This is a genomic window from Roseovarius sp. Pro17, assembly GCF_035599575.1.
In the GTDB taxonomy this organism is placed as follows: Bacteria; Pseudomonadota; Alphaproteobacteria; order Rhodobacterales; family Rhodobacteraceae; genus Roseovarius.
On sequence record NZ_CP141179.1, the window covers coordinates 1,894,704 to 1,914,463 of the forward strand.

22 protein-coding genes are annotated in these 19,760 nt (G+C 61.0%); 14 read left to right on the forward strand and 8 right to left on the reverse strand.

Annotation, left to right across the window (positions count from 1 at the left end; genetic code table 11):
* Window positions 1-34 precede the first annotated feature (34 nt).
* The 3 genes from gatB (at window position 35) to U3654_RS09170 (ending at window position 2,570) form a co-directional block, all read left to right on the forward strand.
* Entirely contained in the window at window positions 35-1,546 is a 1,512-nt protein-coding gene (gene gatB / locus U3654_RS09160) for an Asp-tRNA(Asn)/Glu-tRNA(Gln) amidotransferase subunit GatB (RefSeq protein WP_324755032.1), read from the forward strand.
* Entirely contained in the window at window positions 1,546-2,037 is a 492-nt protein-coding gene (locus tag U3654_RS09165; protein WP_324755033.1) for a thioesterase family protein, read from the forward strand. The genes gatB and U3654_RS09165 overlap by 1 nt, the downstream gene beginning before the upstream one ends.
* Window positions 2,038-2,111: 74 nt before the next feature.
* Window positions 2,112-2,570, forward strand: coding sequence for a hypothetical protein (locus U3654_RS09170; RefSeq protein ID WP_324755034.1), 459 nt, complete (start codon window positions 2,112-2,114; stop codon window positions 2,568-2,570).
* A gap of 25 nt (window positions 2,571-2,595) precedes the next feature.
* Here U3654_RS09170 and U3654_RS09175 read toward each other — a convergent pair whose 3' ends face one another.
* Window positions 2,596-2,853 carry a BolA family protein gene (locus U3654_RS09175; RefSeq protein ID WP_324755035.1) on the reverse strand — a complete coding sequence of 86 codons (258 nt, stop codon included), beginning with the start codon at window positions 2,851-2,853 and terminating at the stop codon, window positions 2,596-2,598.
* 76 nt (window positions 2,854-2,929) lie between these two features.
* Between U3654_RS09175 and U3654_RS09180 the strand changes: the two genes are divergently transcribed.
* Window positions 2,930-3,556 carry a J domain-containing protein gene (locus tag U3654_RS09180; protein ID WP_324755036.1) on the forward strand — a complete coding sequence of 209 codons (627 nt, stop codon included), beginning with the start codon at window positions 2,930-2,932 and terminating at the stop codon, window positions 3,554-3,556.
* A 215-nt stretch (window positions 3,557-3,771) separates the two neighbouring features.
* On the opposite strand, the gene U3654_RS09185 is transcribed toward U3654_RS09180, so the two are convergent.
* On the reverse strand, window positions 3,772-4,530 hold the full coding sequence (locus U3654_RS09185) for a transglutaminase family protein (protein ID WP_324755037.1): 759 nt from the start codon (window positions 4,528-4,530) through the stop codon (window positions 3,772-3,774).
* Window positions 4,531-4,601: 71 nt separating this feature from the next.
* Between U3654_RS09185 and U3654_RS09190 the strand changes: the two genes are divergently transcribed.
* The gene (locus tag U3654_RS09190) at window positions 4,602-5,018 is read left to right on the forward strand and encodes a helix-turn-helix domain-containing protein (protein WP_324755038.1); all 417 of its coding nucleotides are present in this window, start codon (window positions 4,602-4,604) and stop codon (window positions 5,016-5,018) included.
* Between the two features lie 228 nt (window positions 5,019-5,246).
* Here U3654_RS09190 and U3654_RS09195 read toward each other — a convergent pair whose 3' ends face one another.
* The 5 genes from U3654_RS09195 to U3654_RS09215 all read right to left on the reverse strand — a co-directional run bounded on the left by U3654_RS09195 (window position 5,247) and on the right by U3654_RS09215 (window position 8,316).
* Window positions 5,247-5,669, reverse strand: coding sequence for an OsmC family protein (locus U3654_RS09195; RefSeq protein ID WP_324755039.1), 423 nt, complete (start codon window positions 5,667-5,669; stop codon window positions 5,247-5,249).
* Between the two features lie 137 nt (window positions 5,670-5,806).
* Window positions 5,807-6,289, reverse strand: coding sequence for a peptide-methionine (R)-S-oxide reductase MsrB (gene msrB, locus U3654_RS09200; RefSeq protein ID WP_324755040.1), 483 nt, complete (start codon window positions 6,287-6,289; stop codon window positions 5,807-5,809).
* 129 nt (window positions 6,290-6,418) lie between these two features.
* The gene (locus U3654_RS09205; protein ID WP_324755041.1) at window positions 6,419-6,973 is read right to left on the reverse strand and encodes a fasciclin domain-containing protein; all 555 of its coding nucleotides are present in this window, start codon (window positions 6,971-6,973) and stop codon (window positions 6,419-6,421) included.
* 129 nt (window positions 6,974-7,102) lie between these two features.
* Window positions 7,103-7,801, reverse strand: coding sequence for an anti-sigma factor (locus U3654_RS09210; RefSeq protein ID WP_324755042.1), 699 nt, complete (start codon window positions 7,799-7,801; stop codon window positions 7,103-7,105).
* Window positions 7,798-8,316 carry a sigma-70 family RNA polymerase sigma factor gene (locus U3654_RS09215; protein ID WP_324755043.1) on the reverse strand — a complete coding sequence of 173 codons (519 nt, stop codon included), beginning with the start codon at window positions 8,314-8,316 and terminating at the stop codon, window positions 7,798-7,800. The genes U3654_RS09210 and U3654_RS09215 overlap by 4 nt, the downstream gene beginning before the upstream one ends.
* 188 nt (window positions 8,317-8,504) lie before the next feature.
* On the opposite strand from U3654_RS09215, the gene cobS reads away from it, so the two are divergent.
* From cobS to U3654_RS09240, 5 genes are all read left to right on the forward strand, one after another.
* Window positions 8,505-9,491: a cobaltochelatase subunit CobS gene (cobS, locus tag U3654_RS09220; protein ID WP_324755044.1), complete on the forward strand. Its 987-nt coding sequence runs from the start codon at window positions 8,505-8,507 to the stop codon at window positions 9,489-9,491.
* Window positions 9,491-9,967: a hypothetical protein gene (locus U3654_RS09225; protein WP_324755045.1), complete on the forward strand. Its 477-nt coding sequence runs from the start codon at window positions 9,491-9,493 to the stop codon at window positions 9,965-9,967. The genes cobS and U3654_RS09225 overlap by 1 nt, the downstream gene beginning before the upstream one ends.
* A complete protein-coding gene (gene cobT / locus U3654_RS09230; RefSeq protein ID WP_324755046.1) occupies window positions 9,964-11,832 on the forward strand; it encodes a cobaltochelatase subunit CobT in 1,869 nt (622 codons plus the stop codon). Before U3654_RS09225 ends, cobT begins: the two co-directional genes overlap by 4 nt.
* Entirely contained in the window at window positions 11,832-13,646 is a 1,815-nt protein-coding gene (locus U3654_RS09235; protein ID WP_324755047.1) for an aminopeptidase P family protein, read from the forward strand. Before cobT ends, U3654_RS09235 begins: the two co-directional genes overlap by 1 nt.
* Window positions 13,647-13,728: 82 nt before the next feature.
* A complete protein-coding gene (locus tag U3654_RS09240; RefSeq protein WP_324755048.1) occupies window positions 13,729-14,070 on the forward strand; it encodes a DUF427 domain-containing protein in 342 nt (113 codons plus the stop codon).
* Window positions 14,071-14,136: 66 nt separating this feature from the next.
* Here U3654_RS09240 and U3654_RS09245 read toward each other — a convergent pair whose 3' ends face one another.
* Window positions 14,137-15,825 (reverse strand): chloride channel protein, encoded by a 1,689-nt coding sequence (locus U3654_RS09245; protein WP_324755049.1) that lies wholly within the window; start codon window positions 15,823-15,825, stop codon window positions 14,137-14,139.
* A 302-nt stretch (window positions 15,826-16,127) separates the two neighbouring features.
* On the opposite strand from U3654_RS09245, the gene U3654_RS09250 reads away from it, so the two are divergent.
* The 4 genes from U3654_RS09250 to U3654_RS09265 all read left to right on the forward strand — a co-directional run bounded on the left by U3654_RS09250 (window position 16,128) and on the right by U3654_RS09265 (window position 19,706).
* Window positions 16,128-16,565, forward strand: coding sequence for a TerB family tellurite resistance protein (locus tag U3654_RS09250; RefSeq protein WP_324755050.1), 438 nt, complete (start codon window positions 16,128-16,130; stop codon window positions 16,563-16,565).
* 128 nt (window positions 16,566-16,693) lie between these two features.
* Window positions 16,694-17,134: a TerB family tellurite resistance protein gene (locus U3654_RS09255; RefSeq protein ID WP_324755051.1), complete on the forward strand. Its 441-nt coding sequence runs from the start codon at window positions 16,694-16,696 to the stop codon at window positions 17,132-17,134.
* Between the two features lie 22 nt (window positions 17,135-17,156).
* A complete protein-coding gene (locus U3654_RS09260; RefSeq protein WP_324755052.1) occupies window positions 17,157-17,915 on the forward strand; it encodes a phosphate/phosphite/phosphonate ABC transporter substrate-binding protein in 759 nt (252 codons plus the stop codon).
* A gap of 474 nt (window positions 17,916-18,389) precedes the next feature.
* Window positions 18,390-19,706, forward strand: coding sequence for a glutamine synthetase family protein (locus tag U3654_RS09265; RefSeq protein ID WP_324755053.1), 1,317 nt, complete (start codon window positions 18,390-18,392; stop codon window positions 19,704-19,706).
* The last annotated feature ends 54 nt before the right edge of the window (window positions 19,707-19,760 follow it).

Genomic DNA, 19,760 nt, shown 5'->3' on the forward strand with positions numbered 1-19,760 from the left:
AGAACGCAGGCGACCTGACCAAAGGACGCCGCCCATGCTGGACCTGACATATGAGACCCCGAAACCACGCGTGATCGCAGGTGCGAAACACGATTGGGAACTGGTCATCGGCATGGAGGTGCATGCGCAGGTCGCGTCGAACTCGAAACTGTTTTCGGGCGCGTCTACCCGTTTTGGCGCCGAGCCCAATTCAAACGTCGCGTTTGTTGATGCCGCAATGCCCGGCATGTTGCCTGTCATCAACGAATTTTGCATTGAGCAGGCGGTGCGCACGGGCCTTGGCCTTAAGGCGCAGATCAATCTGAAATCGGCGTTTGATCGCAAGAATTACTTTTATCCCGACCTGCCGCAAGGCTATCAGATCAGCCAGCTATACCACCCCATCGTCGGCGAGGGCGAAGTGCTGGTGGATATGGAGCCCGGCATCGCTCGGCTGGTCCGGATCGAGCGCATCCATATGGAGCAGGACGCAGGCAAATCCATCCACGACATGGACCCGAACATGTCCTTCGTCGATCTGAACCGCACGGGCGTCTGCCTGATGGAAATCGTCAGCCGCCCCGACATTCGCGGCCCCGAAGAGGCGGCGGCCTATGTCCTGAAAATGCGCCAGATTCTGCGTTACCTCGGCACGTGCGACGGCAACATGCAGAACGGTAATCTGCGCGCCGATGTGAACGTCAGCATCTGCCGCCCCGGCCAGTACGAAAAATATCAGGAAACGCAGGATTTCAGCCACCTTGGCACGCGCTGCGAGATCAAGAACATGAACTCCATGCGGTTCATTCAGGCCGCCATCGACGTCGAGGCGCGCCGCCAGATCGCCATTGTCGAGGGTGGCGGCGAGGTGGTGCAGGAAACGCGCCTCTATGATCCGGACAAGAACGAGACGCGGTCAATGCGCTCCAAGGAAGAGGCGCATGATTATCGCTACTTCCCCGATCCCGACCTTCTGCCGCTGGAGATTGAGCAGGAATGGGTCGATCAGATAGAAGCGTCCCTGCCCGAGCTGCCTGACGCCAAAAAGGCGCGCTTTGTCAAAGATTTCGCCCTGTCTGAATACGACGCCAGCGTCCTGACAGCTGAGGTCGCCAACGCCGCCTATTTCGAATCCGCAGCCCTTGGTCGCGATGGCAAGCTAGTGGCGAACTGGGTCATCAACGAGTTGTTCGGGCGCCTGAAAAAGGAAGCTGCGGATATCACCGACAGTCCGGTCAGCCCCGCGCAAATGGGCGCTATCGTGGACCTGATCGCATCCGACGCAATCTCAGGCAAGATCGCCAAGGATCTCTTTGAGATCGTCTATACCGAGGGTGGTGATCCCGCGAAAATCGTCGATGAGCGCGGCATGAAACAGGTCACCGACACCGGCGCGATTGAGACCGCCGTTGATCAGATCATTGCCGACAACCCCGCTCAGGTCGAAAAGGCGCAGGCCAATCCAAAGCTGGCTGGCTGGTTCGTCGGTCAGGTGATGAAAGCAACCGGCGGCAAGGCAAACCCCAAGGCGGTGAACGACATCGTCGCTGCCAAACTGGGGCTATAATGACGGACGACGCACAAATCGGCCCTGCCCTGTCGGACTGGATGGTCGTTCGACCTGAATGGATCGACTACAATGGGCATCTGAACATGGCCTATTATAGTGTGCTCTTCGATGATGGCATCGTCGACGTTTATCGCCTGATCGGCTTTGGCGCGGACTATGCGCGCACGCGCGGCATGACCACCTATGTTGCCGATTTCCGTGTGCGCTATCTGCGCGAATTGCATGAGGGGGATCGCGTGCGCTGCTCGGTCCAGCTGCTGGATCACGACGCTAAACGCTTTCACAGCTTTCAGCAGTTGATTCACGAGGACGGCTGGGTCGCCGCCACAGCCGAGGCGCTGACGCTGCATATCGACATGAGTGGCCCGCGCGTCGCACCCATGCCCGACGATATCGCCGCGCGCGTCGCGGCCATGCAGGCAGCACATAACGCCCTGCCCGTTCCCGAGGCCGTGGGCCTGCCCATGGGTATCAGGCGCAAGAGCTAGGCGCGGACCTTTCAACCATGCGGCCACGCGGATAAGCTGACGCAAATCAACCCAATCGACGAGGAAGCGGCACCATGGCGCATTATGAATACAAGGTGATCCCCGCCCCCGCCAAAGGCACCAAGACGCCCGGCGTCAAGGCGCCCGAGGCGCGGTTTGCCAACACAGTCGAGGCACTGCTGAACCTACAGGCAGCCGAGGGCTGGGACTACATGCGCACCGATATTCTACCCAGCGACGAGCGGCAGGGCCTGACCTCGACGCAAACGGTCTATCGCACGCTGATGGTGTTCCGCCGCGCCAAGGCCGAAGAAGAGAGCGCCGCTGATGAGGTCATCTCGACTGCCCAGACCGTAGCCGAGGCAGTATCGCCGGATGTTGATGAGCCCGATACCGCTAAACGTGAGCGTCGCGAACCTGCTCTGACGCCAATCCAGCCCTCTCGTGCGGACCCAGCCGAGCCGATCAAGACACCGGCAGAGCCGGGATCGGAACCTGACACGCCGGGGCCAAAGACACCGAAAGAAGACTAGACCGGGGCGCTCTGGCCAAAGCGGCTCAGGCATCCACCTCGATCGCCAACGCATGAATGCGCCCGATCAGGTCTGGACCGATGGCCGTATGGATCGCCCTGTGGCGCGCAATTCGGGACAAAGGCGTGAGCGCATCCGCCCGAATGCGCACCCGAAAATGCGATTGTCCGCCCTCTGGATAACCGGCGTGACCACGATGCGACTCACTTTCGTCAATAACTTCAAGGAATTGTGCATCAAAGCTGCGTTCCAACGCCGCGCGGATTTCTGCCGCCTTATCCATATTAATGCCCCTCGCCCCCTTCAATTCGCGTGAGTTTAGGGTAATGTATCCGCTTCGACTCGAAAAGGGGTGCCAGATGAGCAAATCAGATCCATTCGGTTTTGACATGTCCGTGTCATCGGCCAAAAAGAAAAACCCCCGCGGTCGGCGTGGCATGTCCGGCGCGTCCGAGACGTCGACCCGCCTCTGCGAGCATGAGGGCTGTCAGGAGCCGGGCAAATACCGCGCGCCCAAGGCGCCCGACGTGCTGGACGAATTCTTTTGGTTCTGCCAGCAGCATGTGCGCGAATATAACCTTAAGTGGAACTTTTTCGACGGCACAACCGAGGCCGAGATCAACGCACAGCTGTCAAAGGACAAGGTGTGGGAACGCGAGACCAAGGCATTCACCGACCCCGAGGCGCGCGCCTGGGCACGGCTGGGGATCGAAGATCCGCATCAGGTGCTGGGCGTTAACGCCACACGCAACCCCGGCAAGGACAAGGCCGGCGGCGGCAAGCGCCTGCCCCCGACCGAGCGTCAGGCCATCGACATCCTCGAGGCCAAGGACACCATGACCAAGGCCGAAGTACGCAAGAGCTACCGTGCCCTCATCAAGGTGTTGCACCCCGACATCAACGGCGGCGACCGCAGTCAGGAAGAGCAACTGCAGCAGGTCATGTGGGCATGGGAGCAGATCAAGAATAGCCGCAATTTCAAGTAGGGGCGTCTGCGAGAATTGGGAGGCGGCTTTGAGCCTATCCTACCGAGCTTCTGTGACGCAGCAAATGGCTGCTTTCACATAAGCCCTTAATAACCACTCCGGTTATGCACGGGGTTTTTGGTGGCTCTAAGCGAGATCCTTAGCATATGTTCCAATTAGAAGCGTTTGTTGAACGCTCACAGATTATCGCAATGCTGACATCAGATACTCCCCCCCTAAGAGTTGAAGTTTGGTTGACGTGGCAGGAGGTTATGCGCTCCGCCCGGGATTGTGGGCACATGACCCTCTCGCATTCGCACCACGCGCCGATTCATCCAGTGTCGGATGATCAAGCGATACAGGGCCCCTCGCAGACCAGTAAGCTGTTTATGTTTACCATAGAAAGCATCTGGTGCATCGAAAATGCCAAGATCGTTATTGATCCCCGTCCGTTGAATGTATGTGCTTTCTCCACACCATTTCACTTTCGGATTCTGAAGATTGTCGGTCCCCGCTCCGTACGCGCACAGGCTGCTCCTGTCAGGAAACCGAGCCTGAAGTGCCGCTAAAACACCCTGATCAAGGATGAAGCCTTCCAATTCCAGCCACGTCCCATCATGGAGCACCTCCACCCAAGAATGCAGAATATTCTTGGGAACCAGTGGATAGATGGCTTCTGGCACAATGCCGCGTTGAAGGCCCTTATGAATCGTAAATCCGTGGAAGCGACAAGATATGTCTACAGCCCGTAAGAGGGCCATCAGCAGTGTAGCCTTGGTATTGCACTGACCATAACCATCTACGAGCACCCGCGACGCTGGCAACGCATCGATTGAATTATATCCAAACAGGATTTCGTTGCGCACATAATCATAGATCGCACCAATCCGGTTTACCGGAGTAAGCTTGCGCCATCCCCGCGCTTCGATGAGCCTTTGGATTGTTGGGGCGTTGAAGTCGAGGATAGGTGTTTGGGTAAGGTATTGATTGGACATGACACACTCTTGCTTCTCTGATTCCCCTAACCTAATGTCTCTAGTAACTAGAGGTTCAAGAGGTGTTCTGAATGTATTCCATTGGAACGCTTGCAATGCGCACTGGGGTGAAGGTGCCGACGATCCGCTACTACGAGCAAATCAGGCTTCTTCCTGAACCAGAGCGGACACAAGGCAATCAAAGACGATACGGGCAATCAGAACTCGAAAAACTTGGCTTCATCAAGCACGCCCGCGATCTGGGATTTCCAATTGAGGCCATCTCATCCTTGATTTCTTTGAATGACCGCCCTGATCGGTCATGTGCAGAAGCCGGGGAGATAGCTCAACGTCAGCTCGTTGATGTGCGTGATAGGATTGCAAGTTTGACCCGTCTTGAAGCAGAACTTGCCCGAATAGCTGACGGCTGCTCTGGCGTCGGAGTAGCTGATGATTGCTATGTATTAGCGTCGCTGGCCGATCATGCAAAATGTGAGTCTGAACATTGAGATAGCCGACCTTCGCCACACCCGCACAGCCTTTGCAAAAACCACCGTTTGTTGAACGCCAGAATTGCAGTTGATCGGATACTCGTTTTTTGAAAGCACTCATTGGCCCATTCAAGGCCAAAGTCTGCTTTGTCCGGCATAGCAAACAAGCGCCATTCGCTAGCGTCGTATAAAAAGGCCCCCGGTGATAACTACCGGAGGCCTTCCAACGTTTAGGGATGCCCCCCCTTATACCAGCTTCGCATCCAGCGTAATCTCGGCCGTCAGCAGCTTGGAAATCGGGCAGTTCTTCTTGGTCGCTTCTGCAACCTCCTGAAAATCCGCCTCGCTGATACCGGGGATCTTGGCGGTGACGTCCAGATGCACCTTGGTCACAGCGAACCCGCCATCGACCTCGGACAGTGTGACGTTGGCCTTGGCCTTGATCTCATCCGCTTTCAGATCCTTTTCACCCAGCCCCAGCGACATCGCCATGGCGTAGCAACTGGCATGGGCAGCGCCGACCAGTTCTTCGGGGTTGGTGCCGGGGGTGTCCTCGAAACGGGTGTTAAAGCCATAGGCATTGTCCTTGAGCGCGCCACTCTCGGTGCTGACCTTGCCTTTGCCGGATTTCAGATCGCCGCTCCAAACGGCGGAACCGCTGCGTTGCATGTTGCTCTCCTTATTGTACCTCTAAAATATCTATCGCGTGGTCAAACGCGGAAAGGCCACCCTCGCGACCTGTCAGACAGACAACGCGGCGGCGGCCTTTGGGGTTTCATCCTACGCGCGATATGTGCGCGGCGCGCTCAGGCGGCGACGAATTTCAGGCTGACGCCGTTCAGGCAGTGTCGCTTGCCGGTAGGCGCCGGACCGTCGTCAAAGATATGGCCCAGATGGCTGCCGCAGCGACCACAATGACATTCGGTGCGCACGCCAAAGAACGAGCGGTCCTCCTTGGTGCCGATCGCGCCCTCCTTGGCCTGCCAGAAGCTGGGCCAGCCGGTGCCGCTGTCGAATTTCGTCTCGGACGCGTAAATCGGCAGATCGCAACCGCGGCACAGATAGGTGCCATCGGCGTAATTCTTGTCCAAAGGCGAGCTTCCGGCACGCTCGGTCGCCTCTTCGCGCATGACTTGATACTGCGCGTCGCTCAGCATAGCGCGCCATTCGGCCTCGGTGCGCGTGATCTCGAAACTGCCTTCGGACGCGGCAGTGGCACCTCCAAAGCGAGCGAAAGTGGCGGCCGATCCGGCGGCCAGCACGGCGGTGATGAAAATGCGTCGGTCCATTGTCTCACTCCTCTGGATCTCGTTGGTTCGGCAATACAGCCGTCTGAATTTCATTTAATGTGAAAGCATCGGGCCCAGCCCGCAAGAGCCGGGCCCGAAAATCACCTGATCGTGTTTTCGCGTGCGATGTTACTCGGCAGCGGGCAGGACGACCGTATCGACCACGTGGATCACGCCATTGGATTGATCGACATCCGCGATTGTGACGTTGATCGTCTGACCCTGCTCGTCCTCGAGCATGATCATGTCGCCGTCATACGTCGCGTTCAGCATGCAACCGCCCAGCGTGGGAACGACATGCGCGCCGCCGTCATCGTCGATCATGCCCATGATCGCAGTCGACATCGCATCAGCGCCGACGACGTGGCAGGTCAGGATCTTGGTCAACTGATCCTTGTTCTCAGGCTTCAGAAGGTTCTCGACCGTGCCCTCGGGCAGTTTGGCAAAGGCATCGTTGGTGGGGGCAAACACGGTGAACGGACCCTCGCCCGACAGCGTTTCGACAAGGCCGGCGGCCTTGACGGCGGCGACCAGCGTGGTGTGATCAGCCGAATTCACGGCGTTTTCGATGATATTCTTGTCTGCGAACATCGCAGCGCCGCCGACCATCGGGTTTTCGGCATAGGCGCCCGTGGCAAGGATTGCGGCGGTGGCGGTGGCGGTCAACATGGTCTTGAAGGTCATGGGTAACTCCCTGGGTTATGCAGGCGATACTGCCTGCTGACCCTTGGACTCACGCGGCCCGCATACTCAGAGTTTCAGAATTCTTATAATTAATTTGGCGATCCCATTTTCCACAGCCTCACCAAACCCTTAGATCGGAGTGACTGCGCCGGTCGCTAGCACGCTACCCGTCGGCGCCCCTGTCGGAGAGCCGCCCGGCGGCTCGTCCGAGATCGCCAGAACGCCGCCCGGCATCTGCGCGCGCAGCGCCTCGTCCACCGTGAGGCTGGCGTCATCCGCTTCGGGCAGAACGCCCAGCGATACAGGGGCGGCATCCCCCGCGATCAGCCACAGCTCCAGCGCGCGACCCTCGGGCGCAGCACCTCTGCTGTGCTGGATGATCAGCGCGCCATCGTTGGCGTCGTAGCTGGCCAACAGCAGCATGGAGCCATCCTCGGCCGCAATCTGTGCCGTGTAGCCGGGCAGGTCCGGACCCTGCCCCAGAATGCCTGTGTTCAGCGCAACGAACAGCGCCAATGCCGCCGCGACGCCGCCTCCGATCAGCCAGCCAAGGCCGCGCAAACCCGCGAAGGGCCGCCGCACAGTCGTGTTACCGAACAACTGCGCCTCGATCCGGCCCTGCACGGCGGCGGGCGGATCAACCGGCGCGATACTGTCGGTCAGCCCGGCCAGATCCTCGGCCCAGTCGGCATAGAGCGCGCGTAGCTGAGGCTCGCCCACCAAACGCGCCTCGAACGCGCTTGCGCTGTCCGGTCCCAGCAAGCCAAGGGCGTATTCACCCGCGAGGACAGGATCGTCGCCCTCGTCATATGGCGGTCGGCCGGTCATCGCGTCAGACACTCCTTCAGTTTCATCAAGCTGCGGCGCAACCACGTGCGCATCGTATTGAGCGGCACATCAAAGCGCGCCGCAAGTTCGGCGTAGGTCTCGCCGCCGAGGTAAGCGCGGCGCACAGCCTCGGAATGACCCTCGTCCAATTCCGCGAGGCAGGCGCTCAGATGGCCCCGCTCGCTTGCCGCGATCGCCTGTGCCTCGGGTCCGGGGGCGGAGTCGGCCATCGTCTCGGCCACGTCCAGCCCTGGCTGCACCTCGCGCCGTCGGCGCGCGCGGTCAATCGCGGTATTGCGCGCGATAGTGATCAGCCAGGTCATCGGGCTAAGCCCGTTTGCGCGATAGCGATCAGCATGGCGCCAAATCTTGACATATGCCTCCTGTATCGCCTCTTCGGCTTCGGCCCGGTCATGCAAGACACGCAGGCAGATGCCGAATAGTTTCGCGGCCGTATGGGTATAAAGGTCTGAAAATGCCGCGCGCTCGCCCAGCGCGGTGCGGGCGATTAGCATTTCTATGTCGTCTCGCGTCACGGGCAGTTCGGACCTCGGGCTGTGAATTGGTACAGGTCTGGGCGAGGATATATGTCACGGGCCGCCGAGGACCAGCATTTCTTTCAGTTTCCCTTTCCCTTGCCCTTCCACGCGATATGTTGCACCACGGAACGCAACCGAAAGACGCGATTTGAGGACCCTTTAGAATGGCTGATGGCATGATCGACCCGCACGCAAAACCCACCGAAGACATCGACGTTCGCGAGGTGTTCGGTATTGAATCCGATATGCATATCAAAGGTTTTGCCGAGCGAACCGACCGTGTGCCCGACATTGACAGCACCTATAAATTTGACCGCGACACAACGCTGGCGATCCTGGCCGGGTTTGCCCATAACCGTCGCGTGATGATTCAAGGCTATCATGGCACCGGCAAATCCACCCATATCGAGCAGGTGGCATCCCGCCTCAACTGGCCCTGCGTGCGCGTCAATCTCGACAGCCACATCAGCCGGATCGACCTGATCGGCAAGGACGCGATCAAACTACGGGACGGCGTTCAGGTCACCGAATTCCACGAGGGCATCCTGCCTTGGGCGCTGCGCAACCCGACCGCCATCGTGTTCGACGAATATGACGCCGGTCGTCCGGACGTAATGTTCGTCATCCAGCGTGTGCTGGAGGCAGACGGCAAGCTGACGCTGCTCGACCAGAACGAGGTGATCACACCGAACCCCTATTTCCGCCTGTTTGCGACTGCCAACACCGTCGGCCTCGGCGATACCACCGGCCTCTACCACGGCACCCAGCAGATCAACCAAGGCCAGATGGACCGTTGGAGCCTGGTCGCGACGCTGAACTACCTCAGCCACGACGCCGAGGTGGCGATCGTTCTGTCGAAAAACCCGACCTATAACACAGCAGAAGGCCGCAAGACGGTCAGCCAGATGGTGACCGTCGCCGACCTTAGCCGCACTGCGTTTATGAATGGTGAACTTAGCACGGTCATGTCACCGCGCACCGTCATCACATGGGCGCAGAACGCCAGCATCTTTCGCGATGTCGGCTATGCCTTCCGCCTGACCTTCCTCAACAAATGCGACGAATTGGAGCGCCAGACGGTTGCGGAGTTTTACCAGCGCTGCTTTGACGAGGAACTGCCGGAGAGCGCGGCGAGTGTGAGCTTGGGGTGATGATTTGGGGCCAAAACCTAGGCCTTGCCACGGCAATCGTGCTCGCATCTAATTTTGCGCCTAATTGTGGTTTCTCGCAGACCCTCGAAGGTATTCAGCCGCAGAACCTGAGTTTCTGGGACGCATCAGCGCGGTGCGCAGCACTCTTTAAGTTTAGTGGTGGCGTTGTATACGCGGAAGCCGGAGAACACTCCGATGGACTAGATGAAGTTCTACAATCTCTATCGCTCGAATATTCGAGACTTTCTCTGCAATTGTCGATGATGTCTCTTGATTTAGCGCTTAAGTTAAACGTTGTTCACGAAGACGATGCGATCAGCTTTGTTCAGAATGCTGTCGACAATTATTTTTTGCGATACGTTCGCTATACGTCTGACCACAGCGAGCGCTGGTTGCAGGAAGGGATTTCAAAGATTGACTTCGAAGTCTGCACCCGTCTTGCAACAATAGCCGATGATCAAGGTTATGCCCCATGAAAAAACCATCCGACAACCCCGCCGATCCGTTCAAGAAGGCACTCGCCGAGGCGACCAAGGTGCTGGCCGATGACCGCGACCTAAACGTCAGCTATTCGGTCGACCCCTCGGGCGTTAGCGGCGATGCGATGCGCCTGCCCCAGATCTCCCGCCGCATGACCCGCGAAGAGGTATTGCACGCGCGCGGCACCGCCGACGCGCTGGCGCTGCGGCACAAGTATCACAACGCAAAAACCCACGCGAAATACGTCCCCCCCGGCGCCATGGCCCGCGACATCTACGAGGCGATGGAAACCGCCCGTTGCGAGGCTGTCGGCGCGCGCACCATGCCCGGCACGGCCAGCAATATCGACGCCAAGATCGCAGCCGAGGCCGCGCGTGCGGGCTATGAACAGATCACAGATCCCGCCGATGCTCCGCTGAGTACCGCGGCAGGCTATCTGATCCGCCACCTCGCAACAGGGCGCGAGTTGCCTGAGGGCGCGCGTAACGTGATGGAACTGTGGCGCGGTTTCATCGAGGGTGAAGCAGGCGAAACGCTGGAGAATTTGCAGGGCACGCTGGCCGATCAAAGCGCCTTTGCCAAATTCGCGCGCAAGGTGATTGAGGATCTGGGATACGGTGATCAGCTGGGCGACGATCCCGATGCCGAGGATGACGACCTAGACAACGAGGCCGAGCAGAACCCCGATGACGACGAACCCGACAGCGGCGGCGAGGACGACAGCGATACCGAAGAGGCCGACGCCGAACAAAGTCAGGAAGAGCAGCAGGATGCCTCTCAGGCGCAGGTCAGCATGGACGAGTCTGCCGCCGAGGATGCAGGCGACGAGGCCGACATGCCCGAGGGCGAGGCCCCGATGGAGCCCCCCGCACCGCAGCCCGTGTCCGACGCAGACCCCAATTATCAGGTCTATTCCACCCAGTTCGACGAGGAAATCCACGCCGAGGATCTGGCCGAACCGATCGAATTGGACCGCCTGCGCGCCTATCTGGACCAGCAACTAGAGCCGCTGAAAGGCGCAGTCAGCCGCCTCGCGAACAAGTTGCAGCGCCGTTTGCAAGCGCAGCAAAGCCGCTCTTGGGAGTTCGACCGCGAGGAGGGTATTCTTGACGCCGGACGCTTGGCGCGCGTGGTGGCCAGCCCGACGACACCGCTAAGTTTCAAGGTCGAAAAAGATACTGAGTTTCGCGATACGGTCGTGACGCTGCTCTTGGACAATTCCGGCTCGATGCGCGGCCGCCCCATTTCCATCGCCGCAATCTGCGCCGACGTTCTGGCCCGCACGCTGGAGCGGTGCAACGTCAAGGTCGAGATACTCGGCTTTACCACCCGCGCGTGGAAGGGCGGGCAAAGCCGCGAGGCGTGGCTGGGCGAGGGTCGCCCGCAATTGCCGGGACGCCTGAACGATCTGCGCCACATCATCTACAAATCCGCCGACACGCCGATGCGCCGGACACGTCAGAACCTTGGTTTGATGATGAAGGAAGGTCTGCTAAAGGAGAACATCGACGGCGAGGCGCTGGAATGGGCGCACCGCCGCATGATGGCCCGCCGCGAGGCGCGCAAGATCCTGATGGTGATCTCGGACGGGGCGCCGGTCGATGACAGCACGCTGTCGGTCAATCCCGCCAATTACCTCGAAAAGCACCTGCGCGATGTGATCGGCATGGTTGAAAAGCGCAAGGCAGTGGAACTGCTGGCCATCGGCATCGGCCATGACGTGACACGCTATTACGACCGCGCCGTGACCATTACGGATGTCGATCAGTTGGCAGGCGCGATGACCGAACAGCTAGCCGCGTTGTTTGACAGCGATCCTCGCGCACGGGCGCGGGTGATGGGCATAAAAAGGGTCTCGTGATGTTCCAGGACTTTACCGACAAGGCGAGCCCTGAACAGGGGCCGCCCCGCCTGAAGCTTCTCCGGGATGCGATGCAGGCCGGGCAACTGGACGGCTGGCTGGTGCCGCGTGCGGACGTGCACCAGGGCGAATATGTCGCGCCGGGGGACGAGCGTCTGGCGTGGCTGACCGGCTTTACCGGTTCGGCGGGCTTTGCGGCAGTTACTCACACTCAGGCGGGGGTTTTCGTGGACGGTCGCTATCGCACGCAGGTGCGAGTGCAGACCGATCCAAACGCCTACCAGCCCATAGACTGGCCCGAGGTGAAGCTGGCCGATTGGCTGCGCAAGGCCCTGCCCGTAGGTTGCAAGCTGGGTTTCGACCCGTGGCTGCACACGCAAAAAGAAATCACCGATCTAAAGGCGGCGCTGGAGGGCAGCGGGGTCACGCCCGTGCCCCATGCCAATCTGATCGACGGCATTTGGGCGGACCGCCCGGCCCCGCCCACCGGCGCGATCACCGCCTATCCCGATGCGCTGGCAGGCAAGACTGGCGCAGAAAAGCGCGCCGAACTGGCCGAAACGCTGCGCGAGGCTGGCCACCGCGCTGCGATCCTCACCCTGCCCGACAGCATCGCGTGGCTTTTGAATATTCGCGGCGCAGATATCCCGCGCAATCCGGTCCCGCACGCATTCGCCATCCTACATGACGACGCGCGGGTCGAGCTATACGTGCATCCCGCCAAGCTGGCCAGCCTGCCGGACCACTGCACCACGGACGGCGTCACTGCGCATCAAACCGACAGCTTCTCTGCTGCGCTGACCCTGCTTCTCAACCCAGTGCGCGTCGACCCGGCCAGTATCCCGGTGGCGATCGTCACCGCGCTGGAGGAGGCCGACATCACCCCCGCCTTTGCCGCCGATCCCTGCATCCTGCCCAAAGCGTGCAAGACCGAGGCCGAAATCGCCGCCACCCGCGAGGCACATCTGCGCGACGGCGCGGCGCTGTGCGAATTCCTCACGTGGTTTGACGCACAGCCCCCCGGCACGATCACGGAAATCGACGTAGTGACCCGGCTGGAAGAGGCGCGCCGCGCCACCGGCAAGCTGCTGGATATCAGCTTTGACACCATCGCAGGCTCTGGCCCCAATGGCGCGCTGGCGCATTACCGCGTGTCCGAGACGTCGAACCGCACGCTGAGCGCGGGCGATCTGTTGGTTCTCGACGGGGGCGGTCAGTATCTGGACGGCACCACGGATATCACCCGCACCCTGCCCGTGGTAGAGGTCGGCGAAGACGAGCGCGCCGCCTTTACCCGCGTGCTGCAAGGCATGATCGCCATCAGTCGCCTACGCTTTCCCAAGGGGTTGGCTGGCCGCGATATCGATTCGATCGCACGCTATCCGCTATGGCTGGCCGATCAGGATTATGCCCATGGCACCGGGCACGGCGTCGGTGTCTATCTGTGCGTTCATGAGGGCCCGCAGCGCATCAGCCGCGCCAGCGACGTGGCCTTGAAACCCGGCATGATCGTCTCGAACGAGCCGGGATATTACCGCGAGGGGCATTTCGGTATCCGCATCGAAAACCTTGTCGTCGTTCAATCCGCGCCACCCCTGCCCGGCAGCGATCCGGCGGACAGCGCCGAGGGCCGCCTTGCTTTTGAAACGCTGAACTTCGTGCCAATCGACCGACGCCTTATCCAGCGCGCGATGCTGGCGCAGCCCGAAGTTGACTGGCTCAATGCCTATCACGCTGAGTGCCGCACGAAAATCACGCCCCGCCTTAGCCCATCGGCAGCAGACTGGTTGGCCCAGGCAACGGCGCAGATCTGAAAGACCTAAGATCACGGCACTGGCGCTGCCGTATCAAAAAGGTCATGCTGCGCCCCACGCGTTAGCGAGGAGATACGAAAATATGACAAAGATCACCATTGGCAAAGCCAGCGGCACGTGGACCGTCCGTGCAGGCGGCGCCGTCATTGGCGAAAGCCAGAATGCGCTTGAGCTGCGCGAGGGAGACATCGCGCCGGTCATCTATTTTCCGCGCGCCGATATTGCCACGGCGTTCCTCGATCCTAGCGCCCACAGCACCGTCTGCCCGGCCAAGGGGACGGCCAGCTACTACTCGATCGTCACCAAAAGCCGCACGATTGAAAACGCCGCGTGGAGCTATGAGGACCCCATCGCAGAGGTCGACGACATCAAGGGCCATCTCGCCTTTCACTCCGACGATCTGGTGACTGTCGAACGGGTCTGACAACCTGCTGCATCTCCTGACCTGAAAATATCATGGGGAGGCGGTGACGCCCCCCGGCAACGGCCCTTACCCATGCTCTTCGCGCGATAGCGACGCCAGCGCCAGATTGAATGCCTTCAGCGCGTCCACATGATAAAGGACGCCCTTATACACGGACGGCGCATCGCCTGCGGCCTGCGCAATTACCGGCACGTAATTCACGTTATGCGCATCAAAGAGCGGCATGACCGTCTCAAGCGTTGCGCTGATATCCACATGGATGCCCTTGTCGATCATCGCGCGGCACACCTCTTCCGACGGCGCACTGTCATCCCCGGCCGGGCGCATCAGCCCTGCAACTGAGGTCATCGACAAAAGATAGGCCTGCGGCCCCTCGGCCAGGTGGATGCCCCGCCGTTTCAACTGCGTAAGAAAGAACGAGCGGTTCACCAGCCGCGTGCCCAACGCGGTCGAGGTAGAAACAGCCACCATAACGGCGATGCCGATCTGCCAGTCGCCGGTCAATTCGAACACGATCAGCGTCGTCGAAATCGGCGCGCCCAGCACCGCCGCCGCGACCGCCGCCATTCCCGCCAGCGCATAGAGCGCGTAGGAGCCGGACACATCGGGGAAAATCGCCGTCGCCATTAGCCCGAACGCCAGCCCTGTCAGGGCGCCCAGCATCAGCGAAGGCGAAAACACCCCACCACCCATGCGTCCGCCCAGTGTGATCGCCACCGCCAGCACCTTAAGAATCGCGAATATGATTGCCTCATGCAGCAGCAATTCGCCGGTCAGCGCCGCCGATGTCGTCTCGTACCCGACGCCGATGATATGCGGAAAATAGATGGCCAGCCCGCCCAGCATCGCGCCCGCGACAGCAGGGCGCAGCCAGCGAGGGATCGACAGGCGCCGGCAGGCCACATCGCCGAAATCCTCCGCCAGAAAAATGCTGCGGATCAGCGCGGCGGCCACCAGCCCGCACACGAGGCCGAGGATCAAAAAGGCGGGCAATTCGACGTAAAATTCCAGTTCGGACGAATCGGGCATCGAAAATTCGGTGATATCGCCGAATTCCAACCGGTTGATAACAGTTCCGGCCACGCTGGCGATGACGATCGGCGCAAAGGCGCGGATGGCAAAGTGGCGCAACACCACTTCCAGCGCAAACAGCGCCCCGGCAATGGGCGCATTGAACGATGCCGACACGGCCGCCGCCACAGCGCAGCCCAGTAGCTCGCGCCCCGTGATACCGCTTGCGTTGATGTGCGTGCTGATCGAGGTGGCGATGACACCCGCCAGATGCACCACCGGCCCCTCGCGCCCCGAAGAGCCGCCCGCCCCCAGCGTGATCAGGGACGCGACCGCCGATGCCAGCCCGGCGCGCCGCTCGACCCGGCCCTCGGTCAGCGCGGCACCCTCGATGACGTCGGCAACCGCACGCACACGCCCGTCATTGGTGAAACGGCTCAGGATCAACCCCACCGCCAGCCCGCCGACGATAGGGATTACCAGAATCCAGTACCATGGCATGTCGATTGCAAAACTGTTCAGATTCCGCGGGTCGCCCACGCCGTAGAGCAACTCCTGCAGCCATGAGATTCCCTTGCGGAAAAACAGCGCGGCAAACCCGGCTGCAATCCCGGTCAGAAGCGCGATCACCCAGAACTGGAATTGGCTGGGCCCACGCGTCAGCAGCACATGCCACGCACGCTGCGAGCCGCTGCGCATGTCGGCCAGCGTTCGTGCAGCGAAGGAGGGTTCAGGCGTGCTCATACAGATCCAAGGGTCTCAGGGGGCGCGACGATGCGTCGCGGCGGCGTATGAGACGCCGCCCACTCTTCCTAACGCAGTTCGAACCGCACCGGAACGCCCCTTATGCCGCGTCGGGAGGGCATCCGTATGTGACCTCCTTTGCGGTACGCGAGGTGGTCTGACGTTGGTATCGGGTCCCGTCCGGGTCATTGCTGGTTGCGACAATGTTCTTGAGGCGACGCGCCAATGCCCCCGATCCCGGCCATTGGCATCGGTGATGAAATCGCTTGCCCTGCCCTGCGTACCGGTTAAACGTGGGCACCATGTTGTCGCGTATTCTGAACCTCTTCAAAGGGCATCCGTCCGAACCGCTGCCCGAAACCGATGCGCGCCTCGCGCTCGGCGCGCTGATGGTGCGCGTGGCCAAATCCGACGACGACTATAAGGTTCGCGACATCAGCCGCATCGACGCGCTGCTCGCCCGGATGAACGGCATCGGCCCGGTCGACGCCGCCAAGATGCGCGCCACCTGCGAAAAGATTGAGGCCGAGGCGCCCAGCACCCGCAAATTCGCCCTTTTGATCCGCGAAACCGTCAGCTTCGAGGCCCGTATCGAGGCGCTCGAGGCGCTTTGGCAGGTCATGTTGGCGGATGGCGCACCCAGCGACGGCGAAATGGCCATCGTCGCGCAGGTCTGCGAGGCGCTCGGCCTCAGCAAGGCCGATTGTGAAGACGCTCAGTCGCGCGCCGCGCCGCTCTGATCCGCAGGGCGTTGCGCACCTTGCTTTTGCTTTAATACCCGCCCCAGAGGCTCTGACGCCCGTATCATGTATGATGACCTGAAAATTTAGCATTGGCCGCAGCGCCGCGCCGCCTTATATGATTTGCCATGATTGCAGATTTTTTCCAACGCCTCACCGCGGCGCATGAGCAGCCGCTGACCGACACTGACGCGCGCCTTGCGCTGGCCGCGCTTTTGGTGCGGGCCGCGCGCACCGATGGCGACTACGCCCCCAGCGAAATCGCGCGCATCGACCGCATCCTGTCGGCGCGCTATTCCCTCAGCCCGGACGACGCCGCCGACCTGCGCAAAGACGCCGAGGAAACCGAGGCCAGCGCGCCAGACACGGTCCGCTTTACCCGCGAAATCAAGGATGCGGTGCCCTACGAGGATCGTATCAGTGTAATCGAGGCGCTCTGGCAAGTGGTCCTCGTCGACGGCGACCGGGCCGCCCCTGAAAACGCGCTTTTGCGGCTGACCGCCAGCCTTTTGGGCGTGACCGATGTGGACAGCGCCGAGGCGCGCCAGCGAGTCGCCAAATCCCTTTGATCCCTTGCCCAAGGCGCGCGCCATGATCGCCAGCCTACCGATGTATGACCGCGCCGAAACGGCGGATATTCTTGATACGCTTTGGGCTGAAACCCGCGCTCGGCTGCCCAAAGGGGCACCTGATCACCTGACGCGCGATGGCGATCTCTGGGGTCAGTGGACCCACCCAGATCTGATCCTGTCGCAGACCTGCGGCTATCCTTACCGCACCAGCCTGATTGGCAAGGTCCAACTCATCGCCGCCCCCGACAATCAACTGCCGGACTGCCCGCCCGGCCATTACAACAGCGTGTTTGTCGTGCGCGATGACGAGTCGCGCCGCGATCTGACGGCCTTCGCCAACGCGCCCTTTGCCTATAGCGAGGCGCTGTCGCAATCGGGCTGGGCCGCACCGCAGAACCACGCGGCGGGGCTGGGTTTTACCTTCGCCAATACCATCCCGACGGGGGCGCACGTAAACTCGACCCGGGCCGTGGCAGAGGGGCGCGCCGACATCGCCTGCATCGACGCGCTTAGCTGGCAGTTGATCCTGCGTCATGATCCTCACGCCGCCGCTCTGCGCGAGATCGGACGCACCATTCCCACACCATCGCTGCCGTTCATCACCGGGCGGGGACAGTATGCATCCGCCATTGCGGCGGCGCTGGGCGCCGCGATCGCCGCGCTGCCCCCTACAGCACGCGACGCCATCGGCCTGCATGGGCTGGTGCAGATCGCCGACGCCGATTACCTCGCCGTCGCGAATCCCGCACCGCCGCAATCGGTCCCCTCCCGCGCCTAACATTCGATCCCACAAGACCGAACTGCCTGACTTTTGTCCCCAACCGAGAGCCAGCTCAAACGGCGACCGACGGGCACGCTTTATTGCCCCATGACCCCGCCCGACACAGCGATCATGACCCCGCGCAAAATCTACGGCACGCTCTAAGTGATGAAAAGGTGTCGGTGTCAGCGCCTCTCGCGGTAACGTTGCGTCGCTCATCTGGTCGTCGGGGTCGGGCCAAATTGAGGATCCTGCGCATTCGCCAGCCGCTCCGCCGGATACTGGTGCAGGACATGTGGGTTTGCGCCCTGTCCAGCCTTGGCAGAGTCTCGATCGTACTGGTCTAGGCCACGAGTTTGCGCGTTAAGCGCCGCGCGCGCAGCAGGCGACAACGCGACTAGGCCCGCACATGCCGCAGGAGCAGCGCAGCATAATGAGGTTGCGCCCAAACCTGATCCGGTGAATCAATCCCCTCAAAGGGAAGGATACCTGATGAGCATCGACAATTTCGCCACTTTCCGCGTGGCTGCCTGCGATCTGAACGGCCAGATGCGCGGCAAGAGGATGCCAGCCAGCTATTTCGCCAATCTCGAAAATGACGCCGTGCGGATGCCGCTTTCGGTGCTGAACGTCGATATCAAGGGCGCCGATATTGAGGACAGCCCCCTGCTGTTCGGGACCGGCGATGCCGACGGCATCATGCGCCCCACCTCGCGCGGGCCTGTTCCCCTGCCGTGGCTGGATAGCGCGCAGCCGCTGGTGCCGATGCAGATGTATTTCGAGGATGGCACGCCATTTTACGGCGACGCGCGCCACGCCCTTGGGCGCGTGCTAGAACGCTACGCGGCGCGGGGCTGGCAGGTGATCGCCTCGACCGAGCTGGAATTCACCCTCGTAGATGACAGCGGCAAGCAGCTGAAACATGTGCGCGATCCGCGTAATCGGCGTCGCATTGATGCGTCCGAGATCCTGTCCCTCAGCCAGATGGACGCGTTCGATCCGTTCCTGTCGGCCCTTTACGAGGCCTGCAATGCAATGGGGATCGAGGCGCAGACCACCACCTCCGAGGCGGGTGTCGGCCAGTTCGAAATTACGCTGAACCATCAGGACGCAATGCGCGCCGCCGACGACACATGGCTTTTCAAATCGCTCATTCGCGGCCTTGCCCATCGCTATGACTGTGCGGCAACGTTCATGGCCAAACCCTTTGCGCTGGATTCAGGCAACGGGATGCACATGCATTTCTCTGTTCTGGATGCTGAGGGGAACAATATCTTCGACGATGGCGGCCCCAAGGGCACCGATATGCTGCGCCACGCGATCGGGGGCTGCCTTGCAGCGATGCAAGGCTCGACGCTGATATTTGCCCCTCACGCCAACAGTTATGCAAGGATGACGCCCGGCGCGCACGCCCCAACGGCGATCTGCTGGGCCTATGAGAATCGCACAGCAGCTATCCGCGTTCCCGGCGGCTCGCCCAAGGCCCGCCGGATTGAGCACCGCGTCGCGGGCGGGGACATCAATCCCTATCTCAGCTTTGCTGCGATCCTCGGCGCGGCACTGATCGGGATCGAGGACGCGATGGACCCCGGCGCGCCCCTGAGCGGCAGCGCCTATGGGCAGGATCTGCCGCAACTTGCGACCGACTGGACGCGCGCCGTCGACCTTTTCGAGGCTGAACCGCTCATGCCGCGTATCTTTGAGCCGCGCCTCATTCGCAACCTCGTTCAGACCAAGCGGCAGGAGATCACCGTCATGGGCGAGATCGACGAATCCGACCATTGGAAGACCTATCTGGACAAGGTCTGAAAACCCTTGCCCGCCTGATTTCACTGCGCTACCCTGAATTTGATCAAATTATGA

Excerpts from the sequence above, each read along its gene's own strand:
- U3654_RS09205 (WP_324755041.1), bottom strand. The coding sequence starts at position 6,973 with ATGACCTTCAAGACCATGTTGACCGCCACCGCCACCGCCGCAATCCTT.
- gatB (WP_324755032.1), top strand. The coding sequence starts at position 35 with ATGCTGGACCTGACATATGAGACCCCGAAACCACGCGTGATCGCAGGT.
- U3654_RS09235 (WP_324755047.1), top strand. The coding sequence starts at position 11,832 with ATGTTCCAGGACTTTACCGACAAGGCGAGCCCTGAACAGGGGCCGCCC.
- U3654_RS09225 (WP_324755045.1), top strand. The coding sequence starts at position 9,491 with ATGATTTGGGGCCAAAACCTAGGCCTTGCCACGGCAATCGTGCTCGCA.
- cobS (WP_324755044.1), top strand. The coding sequence starts at position 8,505 with ATGGCTGATGGCATGATCGACCCGCACGCAAAACCCACCGAAGACATC.
- U3654_RS09180 (WP_324755036.1), top strand. The coding sequence starts at position 2,930 with ATGAGCAAATCAGATCCATTCGGTTTTGACATGTCCGTGTCATCGGCC.
- U3654_RS09185 (WP_324755037.1), bottom strand. The coding sequence starts at position 4,530 with ATGTCCAATCAATACCTTACCCAAACACCTATCCTCGACTTCAACGCC.
- U3654_RS09170 (WP_324755034.1), top strand. The coding sequence starts at position 2,112 with ATGGCGCATTATGAATACAAGGTGATCCCCGCCCCCGCCAAAGGCACC.
- U3654_RS09265 (WP_324755053.1), top strand. The coding sequence starts at position 18,390 with ATGAGCATCGACAATTTCGCCACTTTCCGCGTGGCTGCCTGCGATCTG.
- U3654_RS09245 (WP_324755049.1), bottom strand. The coding sequence starts at position 15,825 with ATGAGCACGCCTGAACCCTCCTTCGCTGCACGAACGCTGGCCGACATG.
- U3654_RS09190 (WP_324755038.1), top strand. The coding sequence starts at position 4,602 with ATGTATTCCATTGGAACGCTTGCAATGCGCACTGGGGTGAAGGTGCCG.
- U3654_RS09255 (WP_324755051.1), top strand. The coding sequence starts at position 16,694 with ATGATTGCAGATTTTTTCCAACGCCTCACCGCGGCGCATGAGCAGCCG.
- cobT (WP_324755046.1), top strand. The coding sequence starts at position 9,964 with ATGAAAAAACCATCCGACAACCCCGCCGATCCGTTCAAGAAGGCACTC.
- U3654_RS09165 (WP_324755033.1), top strand. The coding sequence starts at position 1,546 with ATGACGGACGACGCACAAATCGGCCCTGCCCTGTCGGACTGGATGGTC.
- U3654_RS09260 (WP_324755052.1), top strand. The coding sequence starts at position 17,157 with ATGATCGCCAGCCTACCGATGTATGACCGCGCCGAAACGGCGGATATT.
- U3654_RS09210 (WP_324755042.1), bottom strand. The coding sequence starts at position 7,801 with ATGACCGGCCGACCGCCATATGACGAGGGCGACGATCCTGTCCTCGCG.
- U3654_RS09250 (WP_324755050.1), top strand. The coding sequence starts at position 16,128 with ATGTTGTCGCGTATTCTGAACCTCTTCAAAGGGCATCCGTCCGAACCG.
- U3654_RS09215 (WP_324755043.1), bottom strand. The coding sequence starts at position 8,316 with ATGCTAATCGCCCGCACCGCGCTGGGCGAGCGCGCGGCATTTTCAGAC.
- U3654_RS09175 (WP_324755035.1), bottom strand. The coding sequence starts at position 2,853 with ATGGATAAGGCGGCAGAAATCCGCGCGGCGTTGGAACGCAGCTTTGAT.
- msrB (WP_324755040.1), bottom strand. The coding sequence starts at position 6,289 with ATGGACCGACGCATTTTCATCACCGCCGTGCTGGCCGCCGGATCGGCC.
- U3654_RS09240 (WP_324755048.1), top strand. The coding sequence starts at position 13,729 with ATGACAAAGATCACCATTGGCAAAGCCAGCGGCACGTGGACCGTCCGT.
- U3654_RS09195 (WP_324755039.1), bottom strand. The coding sequence starts at position 5,669 with ATGCAACGCAGCGGTTCCGCCGTTTGGAGCGGCGATCTGAAATCCGGC.